Here is an 18,682-nt window from a genome sequence, read left to right on the forward strand (position 1 = left end):
ATGCGGCCGATATCGCAGTGCGCCGGTAATATTTGTGGCCCACTGCCCAAGCGGCCGGTCCGAATTGTCACCGCCGTGACATCTTTATCGAGTCACGGCTCTGATCAGACCTTTCCGGCGATGAACGTGGCCGCGTTGTCGGCGTCCAGGAAGTAGAGCAGATGCGCCAGGACATTGGACGCGCCGTTGACGCACACGGGGTCCTGGCTGGCGCAGAACTCCTTGGTCCGGCCCTGGTAGACGCCGGTGATGTGCTTGCCGAGCGCACCGATCGGCGGCCCGAACACCACGACCGCGGCCACTCTCGGCTCGATCGACGCGGGGATGGTCGCCGCGATCGGCGCGCCGACGGCGGCACCGGCGCTGCTGACGCCGATCGAGTTGCTGACCACGTTGGCGCCCTGCGAGTAGCCGACCAGCACGAAGCGCTGGTTCGGGCAGGACGCCGCCTGGCTGGTGACGTGGTTGACCAGGTCGATGTTGCCTTTCGTGGCCGAGGTGAGATCGAGATTGGCCGGGTAGTTCACCGGATAGGCACTGATCGACTTGCCGTTGAGCTTGCCTTTGACCGCCGAGTTGACCGGATCGCCGACGATGACGCCCAGCGTGCCGGGCTCGCCCGTCCCGCGTGCCGAAACCAGGTCGATGTCGGTGCACGGGGCCGCCGAGGCAGGCGCCGCGGCCGCGACGACCCCGCCGGCGAGCAGCGCGGCGACCACGGCGAACGAGCGGACCGGGGATCTGCGGATGGATCTGAACATGCTCGATACCTCCGCGTATCGATACCGAAGGGAGAATCACAGGGAAACCGGGGACGCCGCAATTCGGCGTGACCACGCTCGAAACACGAGCGGCCCGGGGACGCCACGATAACGAGATCATTCTCGGTCGCGGAAGTCATGGAGGCGAGCAAGCAGGTCCCCTGCTTTGTCACGACCCTGAGTGCTCCCGGGATATTTCGGCCGGGCTGTTGCCGTCCGGGTCCGGGCTGAAGTTAGCTGTCCATACTCGCCATGAGGAGAGACGGATTGCCGATGCACGTCGACGCTCCCACCCGGGTGCCCCCGGTTTCCCAGCAGACCCGCTCCACCAGGCGGTGGCTTCCTGCTGTGGTGCTTCTCCTGTGGCTTGCCCTCGGTGCGGCGGGCAGCTCGATGCCCGGCGCGCTGAGCCAAGTGCAGCGCAACGACGGCGAATCGTTCCTGCCCGCTGACGCCGAGGCCACCGAAGTCGTGCGCCTGCAGGAAAAAATCGCAGGTGGCAAGATTCAGCCTGCCCTGGTGGTGTTCGCCAGGCCGGCCGGGCTGACCGAGGCCGACGCCGCGGCGGTCGTCGCGCGGCGGACCGAAATCTCTCACCTGGCCGGATTGAGCGGCCCGCCATCAGACCCTGTGCCCGCCCAGGACGGGAAAGCAGTGCTGGTCAGCGTGCCGGTGTCCGGTGTGGACGGATTCGAGACCGGGCGGATCGTGCAGCGGATGCGTGTGGTCGCCGGGTCGTTTCTCCCGGATGGGCTGTCGGTGCACGTCACCGGGCCGGCCGGGTACACAGCCGACTTCGGCGAAGCTCTGGCGGGAATCGACGGGCGACTGCTGGTGGTGACGGCACTTGTCGTCGCGCTGGTCCTGGTTCTGGTCTACCGCAGTCCATTGCTGCCGATCGTAGTGTTGGTTTCCGCTGGCCTGGCGCTTGTCCTGGCGTCGCTGGCGGTGTATCCGCTGGCGTCGGGCGGCGTGCTCACCCTCAACGGCCAAAGTCAGGGAATCCTGTTCATCCTGGTGTTCGGCGCGTCGACCGACTACGCGTTGCTGCTGATCGCCCGCCATCGTGAGGAGACAGCACGGGCCGTCAGCCCACGTCAGTCGGTCGCGGCTGCCTTGCGCGCGTCGTTCGAGTCCATCGTGGCATCGGCAGGAACGGTGATCCTCGGCCTGACGTGCCTGCTGCTGAGCCAGTTGTCGTCCAACAAGGGCCTTGGCCCGGTCGCGGCCATCGGGATCGCCGCGTCTTTGCTGGTGTCGCTGACATTCCTGCCGGCCGCGCTGGTGCTGTTGGGGCGTGCGGCCTTCTGGCCGTTGGCGCCTCGCCCGTCGGCACGGCCCCGGCTGTGGGGGCGGATCTCGGACCTGGTCGGCCGCCGGTTCATCCCGGTCTGGGTGATGAGCGTCGAACTGCTTGTCCTGCTGACAATTTTCCTAGGGGCACTGCGGTCGAGCGGCGTAGAACAGACCGAGATCTTCCTCGACCGGCCGGACGCGGTGGCCGGTCAGCAGGTGCTGGCGGGCCACTTCCCGGCCGGTGCCGGGGAACCGATCGTGATCATCACCGACACCCGGTCCGTGGCCAAGGTCGCTGAAGCGGCGAAGGTCGATGGCGTCGCCGCGGTGAAGGTCGGGGAACCGTCCGAAGGCTTCGTACCGATCGAGGCGACGCTCACCTCGGCCGCCGACTCCGGTGCCGCACGGCAGGCTTTGGCGGATCTGAGGACAGCGGTGCGCGAGGTGCCGGGTGCGTTCGTGCGTGTCGGTGGGCAGACGGCGATCTGGCAGGAGATCGAGCAAGCGGCCGAACGAGACCGGCAGGTCATCATTCCGGCTGTACTACTGGTCGTTTTTCTAGTGCTGGTGCTGTTGTTGCGATCCCTGTTGGCGCCCTTGGTGCTCATCGGGACAGTCGTGCTGTCGTTCACCGCCACACTCGGCGTCGGCGCGCTCGTGTTCAACGAGGTACTGGAGTTCCCAGGTTCGGACCCGTCGGTGCCGCTCTACGCCTTCGTGTTCCTTGTCGCGCTGGGCGTCGACTACAACATCTTCCTGATGACCCGGGTCCGCGAGGAATCACAGCGGCTGGGGACGAGGGCCGGCACGCTGCGCGGGCTGACGGTCACCGGTGGCGTGATCACGTCTGCCGGGGTGGTGCTGGCCGCGACCTTCGCCGCGCTGGCCGTGCTGCCGATCCTGTTCATGGCCCAGATCGCCTTCCTGGTGGCGTTCGGCGTGCTGCTGGACACCCTGCTCGTGCGGTCACTGCTGGTGCCGGCGCTGACCATCCACATCGGACGTGACATCTGGTGGCCGGGCCGGTTGCGGCGAGGTGCGATCTGAGGTGCGCATCGCCAGAACAGCCCCGACCGCGATCACGATCGCTGCGGTGACGACGGCCGCGTGGAAACCGGACATGAACACCGCCGACCCTGGCCCAAGTCCTTGCGCCGCCTGGTCCACATCGGTGCCGGGCTCGGCCAGATCGCCGACCCGCCATGCCATCACCAGGCCGAGCACCAGAATCCCGGCCACACCGCCGAGCTGCGTGGCCACCTGCTGCAATGCGGAAGCCAGACCGGACATCGACTCCGGGGCGTTCGCGACGATCACCTGCGTCGCGGCGATCAACGCGAACCCGGTGCCGGCCCCCACAATGAGCGCTGCGGGCAGCATCTCGGCCTGCGTACTGGCCTGGTCGAGAGCGAGAAACCCCAGCATGCCGGCGAAAATCAGGACCAGGCCGCCCACCGTCGGCCACCGCGGCCCGAACCGGGCGGTGAGAGCGCCGCCGATCGGAGCGCTCACCACGACGACCGCGGTGAGCGGCAGGAGCCATCCGGCCGCGCCGACCGGATCGAGCCCCCGCACGTTCTGCAGGTACAACGTGAGGAAGAACAGCAAGCCGTACAAGGAGAAATAGCTCAGTCCAGTCAGGACGGCGCCGAGCGCGACACCGGGGAAGCGAAGCAGATCTCTTGGCCTGTCGAGCGAATCTCGTGCACGAGACTCGCTGACCGTGCACAATGCCAGCACGACTGTGATCGCGGCGATCGGCACGTTGATCAGGAACACCACCGGCCAGCCGAAGTTCTGCACGATCAACCCGGCGACCACCGGCCCCGCGGCGATGGACAGCGCACCTGCCCCGCCCCAGATCCCGAGTGCGAGGTCGAGCCGTTTGCCGGAGAAAGTCGCGCGTACCAACGCAAGCGCCGCCGGTTGCAGCAGTGCGCCGCAGATGCCTTGAACCGCACGCAGAACGATCAGCAACCAGGCGGTCGAGCTCGCCGCGATCAGCAGTGAGGCGACTCCGAACCCGGCGACGCCGGCGATGAACGTCGCCCGCCGGCCTGCCCGGTCGGCCAGCCGGCCTGCCGGGAACAACGCGATGGCCAGCGCCACCAGATACGCGTTGGCAATCCATTGCAGCTCGGTCAGGGAAGCACCGGCCGCACGCGCGATATCCGGGCCGGCAATGGTCAGCGCGGTACCGTCGAGACCGACGATCATTCCGCCGAGCGATACCGTCACCAGGGTGCCGGCAGGGTGGCCTCGTGGCTGGATTCTGTTCATGATGAACTGACGGTAATAGCGTCGGCGGCGAGATATCAATAGGGGAGCTGCGATGGGCACCGAAGTGGTCGCGGAGCGTTTTGCCCAGCCGAATGTGGTCGAATTGGACGTCCGTTCGCCGGTGTTGAATACGACAGTCACCGTCCTGCTGGTTACTCCGTCTGATTGGTCGTCAGGTACTCAGCGTGACTGGCCGACGCTCTATCTCCTGCACGGCGGTGACGACGGGCCGTCCTGCTGGCTTGAGAAGACCGACATCGTCAGCCGGGCGCAGGCGTATCCAGGCGGCCTGCTTGTGGTGCTTCCCGAGGGTGGCCGGGCAGGGTTCTACACGGATTGGCGGGGTCCGCAGTCGCCTGCGTGGCATCGCTTTCACACCGTGGAGCTACGGTCGTTGCTCGAGGCTGGCTATGGCGCGGGGCCTTCGCGGGCGGTAGCCGGAGTGTCGATGGGCGGCTACGGGGCCGTCATGTACGCGGCCCGCAATCCGGGAATGTTCCAGGCTGCGGCCTCGTACAGCGGGCTTCTGCACACCACTCGCCGGGGTGTTCCGCTGCTGATGCGCTACTTCCTGCGCAGCGTCGGTGAGCGGATCGGCGCGATGTGGGGGGCGCGATGGTCGCAGCACGCCGTGTGGGCGGCCAACAATCCCTACCGGCTGGCCGAACGGTTGACCGGGACTCCGCTGTACGTCTCGGCGGGTGACGGCGTCCGGGTGCCAGGTGATCCGCCTGCGCCGGGGGACCGGTTGCTGGAGCGGCTGATCGCGCCGACGAGTCACGACTTCGCCGAGCGGATGGCCGCCATCGGTCACCCTGTGTGCACGAGCTTCGGGCCCGGTACGCATGACTGGCCAAGCTGGCAACGCGAGTTGGACCGGTCGTGGGGTTTTCTGACCACTGCACTGACACAGGGTGATAAATGCGCGTGATCGTTCAATCCGGGTGCCGTTGTTGTGTAGCGGTGTGACAAACCAAAATATAAGTGACCTGGGTCACACTCGCGGATTGTTGTCACCTTATTTCCCGGGTAGTTAACCTGCCGGACAGCCTTTGACTGTTCTTGTGCCCGACGCTCCCTGTCGCTTTGGTTGGGGTCACCATGTCTGCACGGCGTAATGTGTTCTCCATCGGTTTCGAGCCGGTGAGCGAGATGCTCACCTGGCGGGCCGGGGACAACGGCCCGGCGTTCACGTTCATCGACTACCTCGACGACGCGGACGGTGTCCCACGCACCATCACCTGGTCCGAACTGGACAGACGGGCCCGGACGGTGGCGGCCCATCTCACCGAGGTCAGTGCGCCGGGTGAGCGGGTCGCCTTGCTCTGCCCGCAGAACCTCGACTACGTCGTGGGATTCTTCGGAGCATTGTACGCGGGCATGATCGCGGTCCCGCTGTTCGCCCCGGAGGTGAGCTCGCACGCCAACCGGCTGGTCGGAGCGCTCGCCGACTGCGATCCCGAGGTGTGGCTGACCTCGCAGGCGGCCGTGCCGGGCATCCGTGAGCTGCTCGACCGGCACGCCGTGCCCCGGCCGAAGCAGCTGCTGAGCGTGGATACCTTGCCGGAGGCGGGTTTCGAGCCGGTCAAGGCGCGGTCCGACCAGGCCGCCTATCTGCAGTACACCTCCGGATCGACCAGGAGCCCGGCCGGGGCGGTGATCACCCATGGCGCGCTGACCGCCAACGTGCGCCAGGCGCAGGCCGCGTTCGGTGCGGACGTGAACTCCACCTGTGTGGGCTGGCTGCCGTTGTTCCACGACATGGGTCTGGTCAACCTGCTGGCCCTGCCCGCTGCGGCCGGTTGCCGTTCGGTGTTCACCACGCCGTTCGCGTTCGTCCGCCGGCCCGTGCGCTGGCTGCGGATGCTCTCGCAGTATCCGGACGTGATCACCGCCGCGCCGAACTTCGCCTTCGACTACGCCGTGGCGAGCCTGTTCGGAAAGGACAGTTCCGGCCTGGACCTGAGCCGGGTCAAGGTGATCATCAACGGCAGCGAGCCGATCAGGGCCGAGACGGTGGCGAACTTCATGGCCGTGACCGGGCCCCTGGGCTTCCGGCCATCCGCGCACAGACCGTCGTACGGGCTGGCTGAGGCAACGGTGTTCGTCAGTACGACGCCTGCGGGCACGACGCTCAAGGCCACCACATTCGACCGGACCCGGCTCGGGCCAGGGGAAACAGCCGTCACGGTCGCCGACGACTCCGACCACGCGGCGAAGCTGGTGTCCGTTGGCCGTCCGGTCGGCCAGGACCTGCGGATCGTGGTCGACGGACGGGAAGTGCCCGAGGGTGTTGTCGGCGAGATCTGGGTACACGGCCCCAACGTGGCCGAAGGATACTGGCGGCAGCCGGAGCGTACCGCGGAAACGTTTGACGGCAAGCTGATCGACGGCACACCGGACGCGGGCTGGCTGCGCACAGGAGACCTTGGGGTGATGTACGCCGACGGTCTGCACATCACCGGTCGGCTCAAGGACCTGATCATCGTCGACGGTACGAACCACTATCCGCAGGACATCGAAGCGACTGTGCAGCAAGCACATCCGGCGATCCGCCGGGACCGGCTCGCGGTGTTCGGCATCGAGCGTGACGGCCAGGAAGGGCCGGTCGTCGTCGCGGAGCACTCGTCGAACGTCACGATCCACGACGATCTGGTCAACGAGGTCAAGCGCGTGGTTCGCGCCGCTGTCTCAAGGCGGCACGACCTGCGGCTGCTGGACATCGTGCTGGTGGCGCCTGGCACTGTGTCGCGCACATCCAGCGGGAAGATCGCGCGTTCGGCCACGCGCCGCCGTTACCTCGACGGGGGCCTGTGATGACCGAGCAGATCGGTACAGCCGAGCTGCGGCAGCGGCTGGCCGCCGCGATCGCCCGGGTCTGCCGTCTCGATCCGTCCGAAGTGGACGTCGATCGCCCGCTGATCGAATACGGCCTGACCTCCCGGGAAGCAGTCCAGCTCGCCGGTGAGCTGGCGGACGTGCTGGACAGGGACCTGCCGGCGACCCTGGTCTGGCAGCACTCGAGCATCTCCGCGCTCGTCACAGCCTTGCTGGACGAGCCCGCAGGCGCCGCGGAGGCGGTACTCGCCATCACCGGTGAACCGATCGCGGTCGTCGGCATCGGTTGCCGGTTGCCTGGCGATGTCGGCAGCCCCGCGGACCTGTGGGAGTTGTTGCTGGACGGTGGAAACGCCGTCACCTCGGTGCCGGAGGGGCGATGGGAGCAGTTCGGCCACGAGTCGCCCGAGCAGGCCGAGAAGCTGGCCCGGACCACGCGCTGGGGTGGATTTCTCAGCGACGTCACCGGGTTCGACGCGGACTTCTTCGGGATCACTCCGCGTGAGGCGGCGGTGGCCGACCCGCAGCAGCGGCTGCTGCTCGAGGTCACGCAGGAGGCCCTGGATCATGCCGGGATCGCGGCGGATCGTCTGCGGGGCACCAGAACTGGTGTGTTCGTGGGTATCAGCGGCAACGAGTACAGCAGGCTGACACTGGGCGACGTCAGCCGTGTCGATCCCTGGACCGCGACCGGCGCGTCGTTGAGTGTGGCGGCCAACAGGCTGTCGTACGTCTTCGACTTGCGCGGCCCCAGCATCGCTGTCGACACGGCGTGTTCGTCCTCGCTGGTGGCTGTTCATCTGGCGATGCAGAGCCTGCGCAGCGGGGAGAGCAATCTCGCACTGGTCGGCGGCGCCAACCTGTTGCTGGGACCTGGCGTGACGGCGACCTTCGATCAGATGGGTGTCCTGGCGGCCGACGGGCTGTGCAAGGCTTTCGACGCCGCCGCGGACGGCATCGGCCGGGCTGAAGGCGCCGCTGTGGTGGTGCTCAAGCCGTTGGCGGCCGCACTGCGTGACCAGGACCGGGTTCTGGCTGTGTTGCGGGGTTCCGCCGTGAACTCCGACGGCCGGTCGAACGGGTTGACCGCGCCCAATCCCGAGGCGCAGGAGGCTTTGCTGCGCTCGGCATACGCCTCCGCGGAAGTGGACCCGGCGGACGTGGACTATGTGGAGGCGCACGGCACGGGCACGTTGCTCGGAGATCCGATCGAGGCCGGTGCGCTCGGGGCCGTTCTGGGGCAGGCGCCCGGCCGCGAGCAGCCACTGCTGATCGGGTCGGTCAAGACCAATCTGGGTCACCTCGAGGCCGCCGCCGGTATCGCCGGGCTGATCAAGGTCGTCCTGTCGCTTGCCCACCAACGGCTTCCGGCGAGCCTGCACTTCCGGGAGGCCAACCCGCACATCCCGTTCGAGCGGCTGCGGCTGGCGGTCGCGTCCGGGCAACGATTGTGGCCGGGCCACGGCCGCCCGGCGGTCGCAGGCGTGTCCGGGTTCGGGTTCGGCGGCACCAACGCTCACGTCGTCGTCGAACAGCCGCCGGACATCGAGCGCCGCGGCCGGATGAACAACCGTGGCCAGTTCCTGCTCGCCGGCAACACCCAGGCACGTGTTCGCCAGGCTGCCGACCGGCTCGCGGACTGGCTGACCGGGCATGGAGACCAGGCCGACCTCGCCGATGTGGAGCACACATTGGCGCGGCGGGCCAGTGGTCGCGCCCGTGCCGTGGTCACGGCCAAAGACAGGCAGCAGCTGGTGTCCGGACTCCGATCGCTGGCCGCCGGAACGACGGCACCCGGCGTGGCGCTGGGGCAGCGGGGGAGAGCGGGCAACGGCACCGTGTGGGTTTTCTCCGGCCAGGGCGCGCAATGGGCGGGCATGGGCCAACGGCTGCTGATCGACGAACCCGCGTTCGCCGAGGCCGTGGCCGAGATCGACGAGGCGGGCATCAGGCTGTACGACGTCCTCGCCGAGGGATATGTGCCGGAAGCCTTCGCGGAGTTGCAGCCTGTGCTGTTCGGCCTGCAGGTGGCCCTCGCACGGTTGTGGCAGCACTATGGTGCGCAGCCCGCTGCGGTGATCGGGCACTCGCTTGGCGAAGTCGCCGCCGCGGTCGTCGCTGGAGCCGTGTCCCTGGCTGACGGCGTGCGGATCGTGAAGACGCGCTCGCGATTGCTGGCGACCACGGCCGGCACAGGTGCGATGGCGATGCTGGAGATGTCCGCACAGGACGTGTCCGCACTGCTGGCCGGCTATCCGGCCGTGGACCTGGCCGTGTTCAACGCGCCGAGACAGACCGTGGTCGCAGGCCCGGTCAGCGAGGTTCTCGAGGTGGTCGCCGAGGCCACGAAACGTGGAGTCGCGACCGGGCTGATCAAGTCGACCGTGGCCGGGCACTCCCGGCTGGTGGAGCCGATCACCGAGGCGTTGCGGGCCGAGCTGTCCTCGATAGAGGTCATGGATCCGGTCATTCCGATCTATCCCACGGCGGCTGCCGACGGCCGGTTCGACGCGGACTACTGGGTTTCCAACGTCCGCAGGCCGGTCCGGTTCGCCCAGGCGGTCGACGCCGCCTACCAGGACGGGTACCGGACGTTCGTGGAGATCTCGGCGCATCCTCTGCTGCGGCACGCCATCAGCGAGACTGTCCGGGGCGCGACTGTGCTGGGCACACTGCGACGTGACGAGCCAGGTAGCTTCCAGGCGAACCTCGGGGCCTTGATCGCTGACAGTGACCAGCCGCCGAGGACTTCGGGGCGTCTGATCGACCTGCCGGCCACCGCATGGGACCACACCCAGCACTGGGTGCCGCCGATCTCGGTGGCACCGGCCGGGGATCACCCGTTGCTCGGGACGCACTGCGAGATTCCGCAACAGGACGTCCACCTCTGGCGTGGCGACCTGGGGACGCTACGGCATCCGTGGCTGGCCGACCACCGGATCGACGGCATCGCGGTGCTGAGCGGAGCCTGTTACGTCGAGATGGCCTTTGCCGCTGCGGCAACGGTTCTCGACCGGCCCGCCGAGAAGCTCGGGCTGCGTTCGGTCACCCTGCACCAACCGCTGCCGCTGACCGAGCACACCTGGGTGACGACGACGTGCTCACGTGACGAGGTCCTCTTCCACACCAAAGGGCCGGACGGCCGGTGGATACTGCACTGCAGCGCGTTGATCACCGATGCGGACGGCACTGAATGGCATCCCTCGGATCAGTGCGGCGAGCCGGTGACCGACCTGTACGACCGGCTGCGGTCGTACGGAATCGACTACGGACCCGCGTTCAAGAGCGTCACCGAGGCTTCTCAGGGTGAATCCACGGCTGTGGTGACCGTGTCGGTGCCTGAAGCCGCGCCACAAGCGGGTTACGTCATACATCCGGCGTTGCTGGACGCGTGTCTCCAAGGCATTGTTGCGGCCGCCCCTCCAGCTGAGACTGATGTTCGTTATGTGCCAATGGAGTTCGGGCAGGTGAGACTGCTCGGGGATCCCAGGTCCGGGGAGCGGGCGTACGTTTCGCTCGCACCAGAGGACAGCGGCCTGACCAGCGAGGTTCGCCTGGTCGATGCCGACGGCCAGGTCCTGGTCGAGATCACCGGAGTTTTCCTGCGGAAGGTCACGCACTCACCCTTTGCCGCGCCGCTGCGGGAAAGCCTGCTGGCGCGCAGGTGGCAGCCGGTCGACGTGCCCGGCTCTGCCGAGTCCGGCCCGGTGCTGCTCGTGGCCGAGCCGGACCATCCGTTGGCTGCGGCCGCCGTGTCCGCCATCGGGCCCCAGTGCCGACTCGTGTCCACTGTGGATTTCGAAGCGCTGGAGCGTGAGCGGCCGTCAACTGTGGCCTTGCTCGTTCCGCCGGACCGCTCCGATGGGCTGGAAACCGGCAAATGGGCAGTGCTGGACTGTGCGGAGTGGGTCCGCGCGTTGACCGAACTGCCCGGCAAGCCGCCGCGTCTGTGGCTGGTCACGACGTATGCCGCGACGGTCGCGCCGGGTGATCAGGGGCAACCTGGCCCTGCGTCGGTCCGTGGCCTTGTTCGTGTCCTGTCCTATGAACATCCCAGCCTCAGGGTCGGCTGGCTTGACGTCTCGTCCGCAGCGGACCTGGCAGCCGAGCTGACGGCCGGGGCCGCTGACGACGAAGTCGCCTGGCGAGAAGGACAGCGATATGTCGCGCGTCTGTCGGCCGCGACGGTTCCCGCGCCCGCTGTGCCCGTAGTCCGTCCGGACGGCGGCTATGTGATCACAGGTGGCCTGGGCGGACTCGGGTTGATGCTCGCCGGGTGGCTGGCCGGCCGTGGCGCGGCCCGGTTGGTCCTCAATGGACGAAAGCAACCCGGGCCCGCCGCGGTGGCGGTGATAGAGGAACTTCGGTCAGCCGGAACCTCGGTGGAGGTCGTGCTGGGCGATGTGGCGGAACCTGGCGTGGCCGAGCGCTTGCTCGCCGCGGCGGGCACGCCTCGCGGCATCGCGCACGCCGCAGCCGTGTTCGACGACCGGCCGGTGGCACTCCTGGACGACGAGACATTGCGACGGACATGGTGGCCCAAGGCGGACGGCGCCTGGCGACTGCATACCGCCAGTCTCGACCATGATTTGGACTGGTGGCTGGGTTTCTCCTCGGCCACGGCACTGCATGGCCTGCCAGGACAACCTGCTTACGCCTCCGCGAACGCATATCTCGACGCGCTCGTGGCGTTGCGCCAGGCGAATGGTTTGCCGGGAGCGGTTGTCAACTGGGGCACGTGGGCGGAGGTGGGTGCCGCCGCGGACATCGACGTCCCGTGGATTCACCCGATTCAGCCCGCTGAGGGACTTGAGGTGATCGAGGACGTGATCGCCGCGCGTGGTGCGCAGGTCGCGGCCGTGCGGTTGAACACTTCCAGGCTGGTCCAGGAGTTTCCAGATCTGGCCGATATTCCGTTCTTCTCCGAGGTACTTGCCCAGCACAAGGTCGTCGAGTCCGACGAATGGCCAGGCATTGCCGCTGTCCGCAAGTCGCCGGAGGCACGGCGGCTCGTCGCCGATCAGGTCCGGTTCCGCGTGGCATCGGTCATGGGGTTGGACACCGAAGCTCTCGCCGACGACCTGCCGTTGCCGAGTCTCGGTGTCGATTCGTTGCTGGCCATGCGAATCCGTAACGCGCTGCAGCACGATCTTGAGATCAACCTGCCGGTGTCGCTCCTGCTCGCCGGCGCGACTCTGACGCAGCTGTGCGCTCGCGTGTTCACCGAGGTCGGCATCCTGCACACCGAGGACAACTCGGAGTCGCCTGTTCTCGTACCGCCTCGAGACGCGGCCGAGCGGCTGGTCACGTCCGCGTGGCAGGACGTGCTCGGCACTCCGGTCGGCGTCACCCAGGAGTTCCCGGGCGACGAAGACCAGGCCGCCCAGATCGCGGCTTTGCTGAGTGAGCGGGCGGCTCATGAGTTCGATACGGCCGAGTTGTTCGCCAGGCCGACCATCGAGCTGATGGCCAACCACGTGCGTGCTGCGGATCGTGCGACCGGGCCCGTCCGAGTGCTGAGGGACGGCAGTGAACCGCTGTTCTTCTTCCACCCGGGCGGCGGCGACACGGCGGTCTTCCGCCAGCTCGTCGACCTGCTGGACGCACCGGCGTACGGGTTCGACCGGATCGACGACACCACCACGGTCGAAGAGCGTGCCGAGCGGTTCCTGCCTTCGCTTCGGGCGATCCAGCCGACCGGCCCGTACCGGCTCGCCGGGTGGTCCTTCGGTGGATTCCTGGCTTTCGAGATGGCCCAACGGCTGTCGGCCGCGGGTGAGACCGTGGACCTGCTCGCCTTGATCGACCCGATCCTGCCGCTGCCGGAGGAACCCGGACTGGCCGAGACCGACCGGCTGGAGCGGCGGTTCCGCAGGTTCGGCGAGTTCCTGGAGACCAGCTACGGCAAGCGAGTCGGTCTGCCCTACGCGGATCTGGCCGCACTGAGCGAAGAAGAACAGGCGGATCTGCTGATCGCCACGATCGTCTCGGCCGGCCTGATCAACGAGCAGGTCAGCGCCGCGATCCTGGCTCACCAGCGATCGTCCTTCCTGGACGCCCGGCTGCTGGAACGCTATCAGCCGGAGCCGTACGCGGGTCCAGTCATCTTCTACAGCGCGGAGTCCGCTGTCCCCGGCGGGTTGCGTGACCAGCGTTTCGACCGTTGCGATCCTGCTCGTGGCTGGGACTCCGTCTGCGACAACCTCGAAATCGTGACTGTGCCGGGACATCACCTGTCCCTGCTCGACCCGCCCAACGTGAATGTGATCGCCGAACATCTGACCGGCGTGTTGCGCCGGCGAAACCTAGGAGGTCGTTGACTCATGCGCAGAGCTCTGCCGCTCGTGCTGGCTGTGGCTCTCATGTCCGGAACACTCGTGACCGGTGTGGCTCAGGCCGCGGCCGACCCGGCCGTGACGCCCGTGCCCGCGAACGCGGGGAAAGGCTGGCCGGTCAGTGGCGCGAAAGGTGTTCTTGACCTGGCCGCACGAGGCTATGTCGAAGAAGAGTATCTGTTGTCCGGGCGCGCCAACACCTATGAGCAGGTGGGCAACTGGACCGACGACGGCAGGTGGAACATGAAGATCGCCACCGCCGACAATCCTTACACCACAAGGCTCGTGGTGGTACGGCCGAGCAACCCGAGCAGGTTCAGCGGCACGGTCGTGGCCGAGTGGCTCAACGTCAGCTTCGGTGTGGACATCCCGGTCGACTTCTCCCAGTCCTACGAGCACTTCATGCGGTCAGGAGACATCTACGTCGGCGTGACCAGCCAGAAGAACGGCGCCGACAAACTCAAGAGCCTCGACCCCGGCCGCTACAGCTCGGTGAACATCAGCTCGGACGCCCTGTCGTACGACATCTTCTCCGACGCTGCCCGGGCGATCCGCGCGAACCCACAGCTGCTGGGCGGCCGGACTCCGGCCGTCGTACTCGGTTCCGGGCACTCCCAGTCGGCGCTGCGCATGACCACGTACGCCAACGCCGTCCAGCCCGTGCACAAGGTCTACAACGGTTTCATGATTCACGGCAGGGCGGCGCTCGCCGCGCCGATCGGTGACGGCGTCGTCGGCGCGCTTTCCGCCAAGATCCGGACCGATCTGGGTGTGCCCGCGTTCATCCTGCAGGCGGAGACCGACGTCGTGTTCTCGTCGTCCGTCCGCCAGGACACCCCGCTGGTCCGGACCTGGGAGGTCGCCGGCACGGCGCATGCCGACCAGTTCGGCCTCAACCTGTACAACGCGGCCAACGCCCGTGACAAGGGAATCAACAACGGTGCCGCGACCTACTGCGACAAACCCGTCAACAACATGACCTTCCGGTACGCGGAGAACGCTGCTTTCGCCCACCTCGACCGCTGGGCCAGGGGCGGCGCGGCGCCACCCACCGCGGCGCCGATCACGATGCTGTTCGGCCTGATCATCGTGCGTGACGGTGACCAGAACGCCCTGGGCGGCGTCCGCCTGCCTGACCTCGACGCGCCTGTCGCTGCGTATGCCCCGAACAACAGCGGCGGCAACGTCGCAGGCGCCTGTGGCCTCCTGGGCACCACAACCCCGTTCACCCCGGACCGGATCCGTCAGCTGTACCCGGATCACGCCACCTACGTCGCCAAGTTCACCGCGGCCGCGAACCGCGCCCTGCAGGGCGGCTACCTGTTGAAGCCCGACTATGACGAGGCCATTGCCCGCGTCAGCAAGCCCTAGGTCACTGAGCGAACTGGTTGGATGAGCGCCGCACCGATCAGGCCACACGCCCCCGCGAGCAGATAGAGCGGTGTGTAACCGCCGAGGCTGGTGATCACGACGCCGGCCAGCGCGGGGGCGATGGCCTGGGGTGCGGTGTTGGCGATGTTGACGATGCCGAGATCGCGGGCGCGGTCGGCGTCGGACGGCAGCACCTGGGTGATGAGTGCGTTGTCGACAGCGAGATAGACGCCGTAACCGATGCCCATCAGGACAGCGGCGAGCAAGGCGCTCGGCCAGGAATTGCCCAGTCCCAGCACAAGCATCGCGGATGCCACGACGACCGAGGAGACGATGACAAACGGTTTGCGCCTGCCGGATCGGTCCGACCAGCGTCCGGCGACGATACTGGCAGGCACCACACCGGCTGTGTAGATCAGGATGAGCAGGAACACCGACATCGCCGGGTCCGCCCGGTGCACGACGTCCCGCAGGTAGTACAGCAGGTAGAGCGTGCCGACGGCGTTCGCGAGCTGGATGGCGAACCGGCAGCCGAAAGCCCACCCCAGATCCGAGGTCCAGCGCAGCCGCAACCGGGGCCGATCGGTGTCCACCAGGTGCGGCCGGTCGGTCGGGTCCAGCACGAACGGCAACACGAACGCGAGCTCAGCCAGCCCCAGCGTCAGGTAGGCACCGAACTGGTCGGTCACGACAGCCGAGACAACGAATGTCCCGGCTATCAAGGACAACGGCAACGGCAGGCCCACGAACGCGGACACCACACCGCGTTGCTGCACCGGAACCTGATCGGGAACAGCCGCGCTCAACGCCGCGTACAGAGCGTTGGTCGCAGCCTGCACGGTTATCCACAGCACGGCAACGCCAAGAATCGTGTGCTGCGTACCGAGTGCGATCAACGCGGCACAGCAGGCCAGACCACTGCCAAGCACCCATGGCCGGCGCCGTCCGAACCGGGAAGTCGTCCGGTCGGAGAGCGCCCCGGCGATCGGGCAGACCACAATGGACACGATCGCCGCGGCCGCGGTGATCCAGCCGAGCGCGAGCACCTTGCCGTCCGGATCGATTGCTTCGATCTGTAAGGGGAGCAGGACCTGGATCGGCGTCAGCACGGCGATCGACATGCCGAACGTGGCCAGCGACAGCGCCCCGATCCAGCGCCTGGTGACAGGGACAGTCATGCCACACCGATCCGTACTCGCACTGTGCCAGGCTTGCGCCGGCCGAGTTGAAGGCGGAAATCCAGGCGTCCCGCGGAATCCGCGGTCAACTCGGTGTGCAGCTGATCGATGGTCACGGTGCAGGTCCTGTCCGGTTCGAACAAGGCCGGGGTGCGGACGTGGGCGATACCCCGGCCGGTGAGGGAGAATCCGTTCTTGTCCGCGTCGGACAGCTGGGAGAACTCCATGTGTGCTGGGGAGACGCGCACCTCCCAGCCGTAGGCCCGGTAGCTGGGCTCGGCTGAGACGTGAGTCACCGGCGAAGGTATCGGCGGTGGTCGCAGGAATGCCTTGTGCAGAATGGGCAGGGTCTCGCGCAGGTCGACGGCCCAGTAAGGCCAATCGTGTGTTCCGGGGCCGTAGTGCCAGGTGTGCCCGATGCCCAGTGCCGCCAGTCTGCGGTGGAATCGCAGCGACTCGTGGAACACGATCGCCTCCACCGGGTCCGGTCTGCGGTCGCGGTCCAGTGGGCCGGGAAGACCGGTCCGGGTGCGTACGGCCAGGGTCATGCCGCGGAGGTTCGCTGCCAGGTCCCACGGGTTGTGTGCACGCCACCGGGTCGCGTTCGTGGCGCGATCGCCCCAGATCGAGCCGCGGGCGCCGCCGTCCCGCCGGGCGGCGATGCCCGGGATGAACGTGTAGACGTTCGTGTCGAGCGCCCCGGAGAAACTTGCCGCGGCCGAGAACAGGTCGGGATGCCTTGCGGCGTAGGACATCGCACCGAATCCGCCCATCGAGAGACCGGCCAGCGCCCGGCTTTCCCGGCGTGCTTCGGTTCTGAACGTGCTGTCCACCCACGGCACCAGTTCGCCGATGTGGAAGGTCTCCCACGCAGTGCGGCCGTATCGGCCCGGCTTGACCCAGTCGGAGTAGAAACCGTTGCGAGCGTTCGGCATCACCACGATGACAGGTAAGGACTGGGTCGCCTCGGCCGCGCCGCCTTTGTCCGTCCAGGCCCGGTAGTCGTCGTCACCGCCGTGCAACAGATACAGCACGGGAAACCGCGCTGTGTTCTCGCCATATGCGGCTGGGAACAGGATTCGCAGAGCTGTCGGCTCACGCAAAGTGGGGGAGTACAGCTCGTATTCCACCAGCCGTGGACCGAGCGTGACGCGTGAAACGACTTCGGGGGCCATCAGCGGGTGAGCCGTTGCTCGCGCACCTGTGCGCGCCGGACTTTGCCGGCGTCGTCGCGGAGCGGATAGTCCACGCGCTCGAAGCTGCGCGGCAGTTTGTACGCCGACAGCCTGCTTTGGAGGTGGGCGAGCAGTGCGGGTTCGTCCAGCGGGCCGTTGGTCTGCACCACCGCGTGCACGATGTTGCCGTATTCGTCGTCCGGAAGGCCGATCACGCAACTGGCCAGGACAGAGGGGTGCTCGTCCAGTGCGTTCTCGATCTCGGCGGGGAACACGTTCGCGCCGCCGACCAGGATCATGTCCGGTTTGCGGTCGGTGAGGTACACGTATCCGTCGGCGTCCACCCGGCCCATGTCACCGGTGGACTCCCAGCCATCGTCCATAATGGTCGCCTCGGCACCGAGATACCGGTAGGTCTCCGGGGAGCCGGGAGCGTGCCGCATCCAGATCTCGCCCAGCTCACCGGGCGGCACATCGCGATGGTCGCTGTCGAGCACACGGATCTCCCCGCGCGCCACTCGCCCGACGCTGCCGGGATGATCCAGCCACTCCGGGCCGGAGATCAAGCAGGCCGCCTGTGCCTCGGTGGCCGCGTACAGCTCGAAGACCTTGTGCGGGCCAAGCCAATCCAGCCACGCGAGCTTGAGCCATGGTGCGCAAGGGGCGGCGCCGTGCAGCACGATCCGCAGGCTCGACATGTCCGCTGCCGCCCGGACCTCTTCGGGCAGTCGCCAGATCCGGTGCATCATCGTCGGCACCAGGAAGGTCCATTGCACGCGATAAGCCTCGACCAGACGAAGCAGGCCGGCCGGTTCGAACCGGGGCATGATCACCACGTGGCTGCCGGTGAACAGGGCCGCGGCGGACATCATGAACGGCCCGTTGTGCGACAACGGCCCCGCGACCAGGTGGACGCCGTCCTGTGGCATGGCGAACGCAAGTGCGTACTCGTCCATGACCTCGGCGCACGCGGGCTGTGTCGACATGATCACCTTGGGCCGTCCGGTACTGCCGCCGGAGGCAGGCGCTTTCCAGCACGGGCCGATCGCGGGCGGTAATGGTTCGTGTGCCTGCTCCGGACAGTAACCGGGTGCAATGGCCGGGAGCCCCGGAATGTCGAGGCCGATCACCAGCGCGGGCTTGGCGACCTCGACCACCGCGGTCAGTTCGGCCGGCGGCAGGCGGTGCGACACCGGCTGCGGGGTGGCGCCGAGCTTCCACGTGGCCACGGCAGCGCACACGAACTCGATGCTGTTGGGCAGGCCGATTGTGACCAGATCGCCCGCATTCACACCGTGTTCGGCGTACGCGCGGGCGAGTGCGTTGGTGTACCGGTCGAACTGCAGGCGGGTCATCGTGTCGGAACCGCACGTCACCGCAGGCCGGTCAGGGTCCTTGCCGGCGAGCTGGGTGAGACGGTCGGCGAGCGCGGTCGGCGGCATCGGGAC

At 67.5% G+C, this 18,682-nt stretch carries 10 protein-coding genes; 5 read left to right on the forward strand and 5 right to left on the reverse strand.

From position 1 onward, the window contains the following. Window positions 1-104 precede the first annotated feature (104 nt). Entirely contained in the window at window positions 105-761 is a 657-nt protein-coding gene (locus JOF56_RS32055; protein WP_209643190.1) for a cutinase family protein, read from the reverse strand. A 273-nt stretch (window positions 762-1,034) separates the two neighbouring features. Here JOF56_RS32055 and JOF56_RS32060 point away from each other — a divergent pair, with 273 nt between their 5' ends. Continuing rightward, a complete protein-coding gene (locus tag JOF56_RS32060) occupies window positions 1,035-3,104 on the forward strand; it encodes an MMPL family transporter (protein ID WP_209643191.1) in 2,070 nt (689 codons plus the stop codon). On the opposite strand, the gene JOF56_RS32065 is transcribed toward JOF56_RS32060, so the two are convergent. After that, window positions 3,024-4,337, reverse strand: a complete 1,314-nt coding sequence (locus tag JOF56_RS32065; RefSeq protein ID WP_209643192.1) for an MFS transporter — start codon at window positions 4,335-4,337, stop codon at window positions 3,024-3,026. The genes JOF56_RS32060 and JOF56_RS32065 overlap by 81 nt on opposite strands. Window positions 4,338-4,389: 52 nt before the next feature. Here JOF56_RS32065 and JOF56_RS32070 point away from each other — a divergent pair, with 52 nt between their 5' ends. The 4 genes from JOF56_RS32070 to JOF56_RS32085 all read left to right on the forward strand — a co-directional run bounded on the left by JOF56_RS32070 (window position 4,390) and on the right by JOF56_RS32085 (window position 14,881). Next, on the forward strand, window positions 4,390-5,268 hold the full coding sequence (locus JOF56_RS32070; protein WP_209643193.1) for an alpha/beta hydrolase: 879 nt from the start codon (window positions 4,390-4,392) through the stop codon (window positions 5,266-5,268). 170 nt (window positions 5,269-5,438) lie between these two features. Next, window positions 5,439-7,154 (forward strand): fatty acyl-AMP ligase, encoded by a 1,716-nt coding sequence (locus tag JOF56_RS32075; protein ID WP_209643194.1) that lies wholly within the window; start codon window positions 5,439-5,441, stop codon window positions 7,152-7,154. Next, window positions 7,154-13,495 carry a type I polyketide synthase gene (locus tag JOF56_RS32080; protein WP_245378479.1) on the forward strand — a complete coding sequence of 2,114 codons (6,342 nt, stop codon included), beginning with the start codon at window positions 7,154-7,156 and terminating at the stop codon, window positions 13,493-13,495. The genes JOF56_RS32075 and JOF56_RS32080 overlap by 1 nt, the downstream gene beginning before the upstream one ends. Window positions 13,496-13,498: 3 nt before the next feature. Then, window positions 13,499-14,881, forward strand: a complete 1,383-nt coding sequence (locus JOF56_RS32085; RefSeq protein ID WP_209643195.1) for an alpha/beta hydrolase domain-containing protein — start codon at window positions 13,499-13,501, stop codon at window positions 14,879-14,881. On the opposite strand, the gene JOF56_RS32090 is transcribed toward JOF56_RS32085, so the two are convergent. The 3 genes from JOF56_RS32090 to JOF56_RS32100 are packed head-to-tail and all read right to left on the reverse strand — an operon-like array spanning window position 14,878 to window position 18,676. Further along, the gene (locus JOF56_RS32090; protein WP_209643196.1) at window positions 14,878-16,059 is read right to left on the reverse strand and encodes an MFS transporter; all 1,182 of its coding nucleotides are present in this window, start codon (window positions 16,057-16,059) and stop codon (window positions 14,878-14,880) included. The two genes, JOF56_RS32085 and JOF56_RS32090, sit on opposite strands and share 4 nt — an antisense overlap. Further along, a complete protein-coding gene (locus tag JOF56_RS32095) occupies window positions 16,056-17,234 on the reverse strand; it encodes an alpha/beta hydrolase (RefSeq protein WP_209643197.1) in 1,179 nt (392 codons plus the stop codon). The genes JOF56_RS32090 and JOF56_RS32095 overlap by 4 nt, the downstream gene beginning before the upstream one ends. After that, on the reverse strand, window positions 17,234-18,676 hold the full coding sequence (locus JOF56_RS32100; protein ID WP_209643198.1) for an AMP-binding protein: 1,443 nt from the start codon (window positions 18,674-18,676) through the stop codon (window positions 17,234-17,236). Before JOF56_RS32100 ends, JOF56_RS32095 begins: the two co-directional genes overlap by 1 nt. Between the last annotated feature and the right edge of the window lie 6 nt (window positions 18,677-18,682).

The sequence above is a fragment of the Kibdelosporangium banguiense genome, assembly GCF_017876405.1.
GTDB lineage: Bacteria > Actinomycetota > Actinomycetes > Mycobacteriales > Pseudonocardiaceae > Kibdelosporangium > Kibdelosporangium banguiense.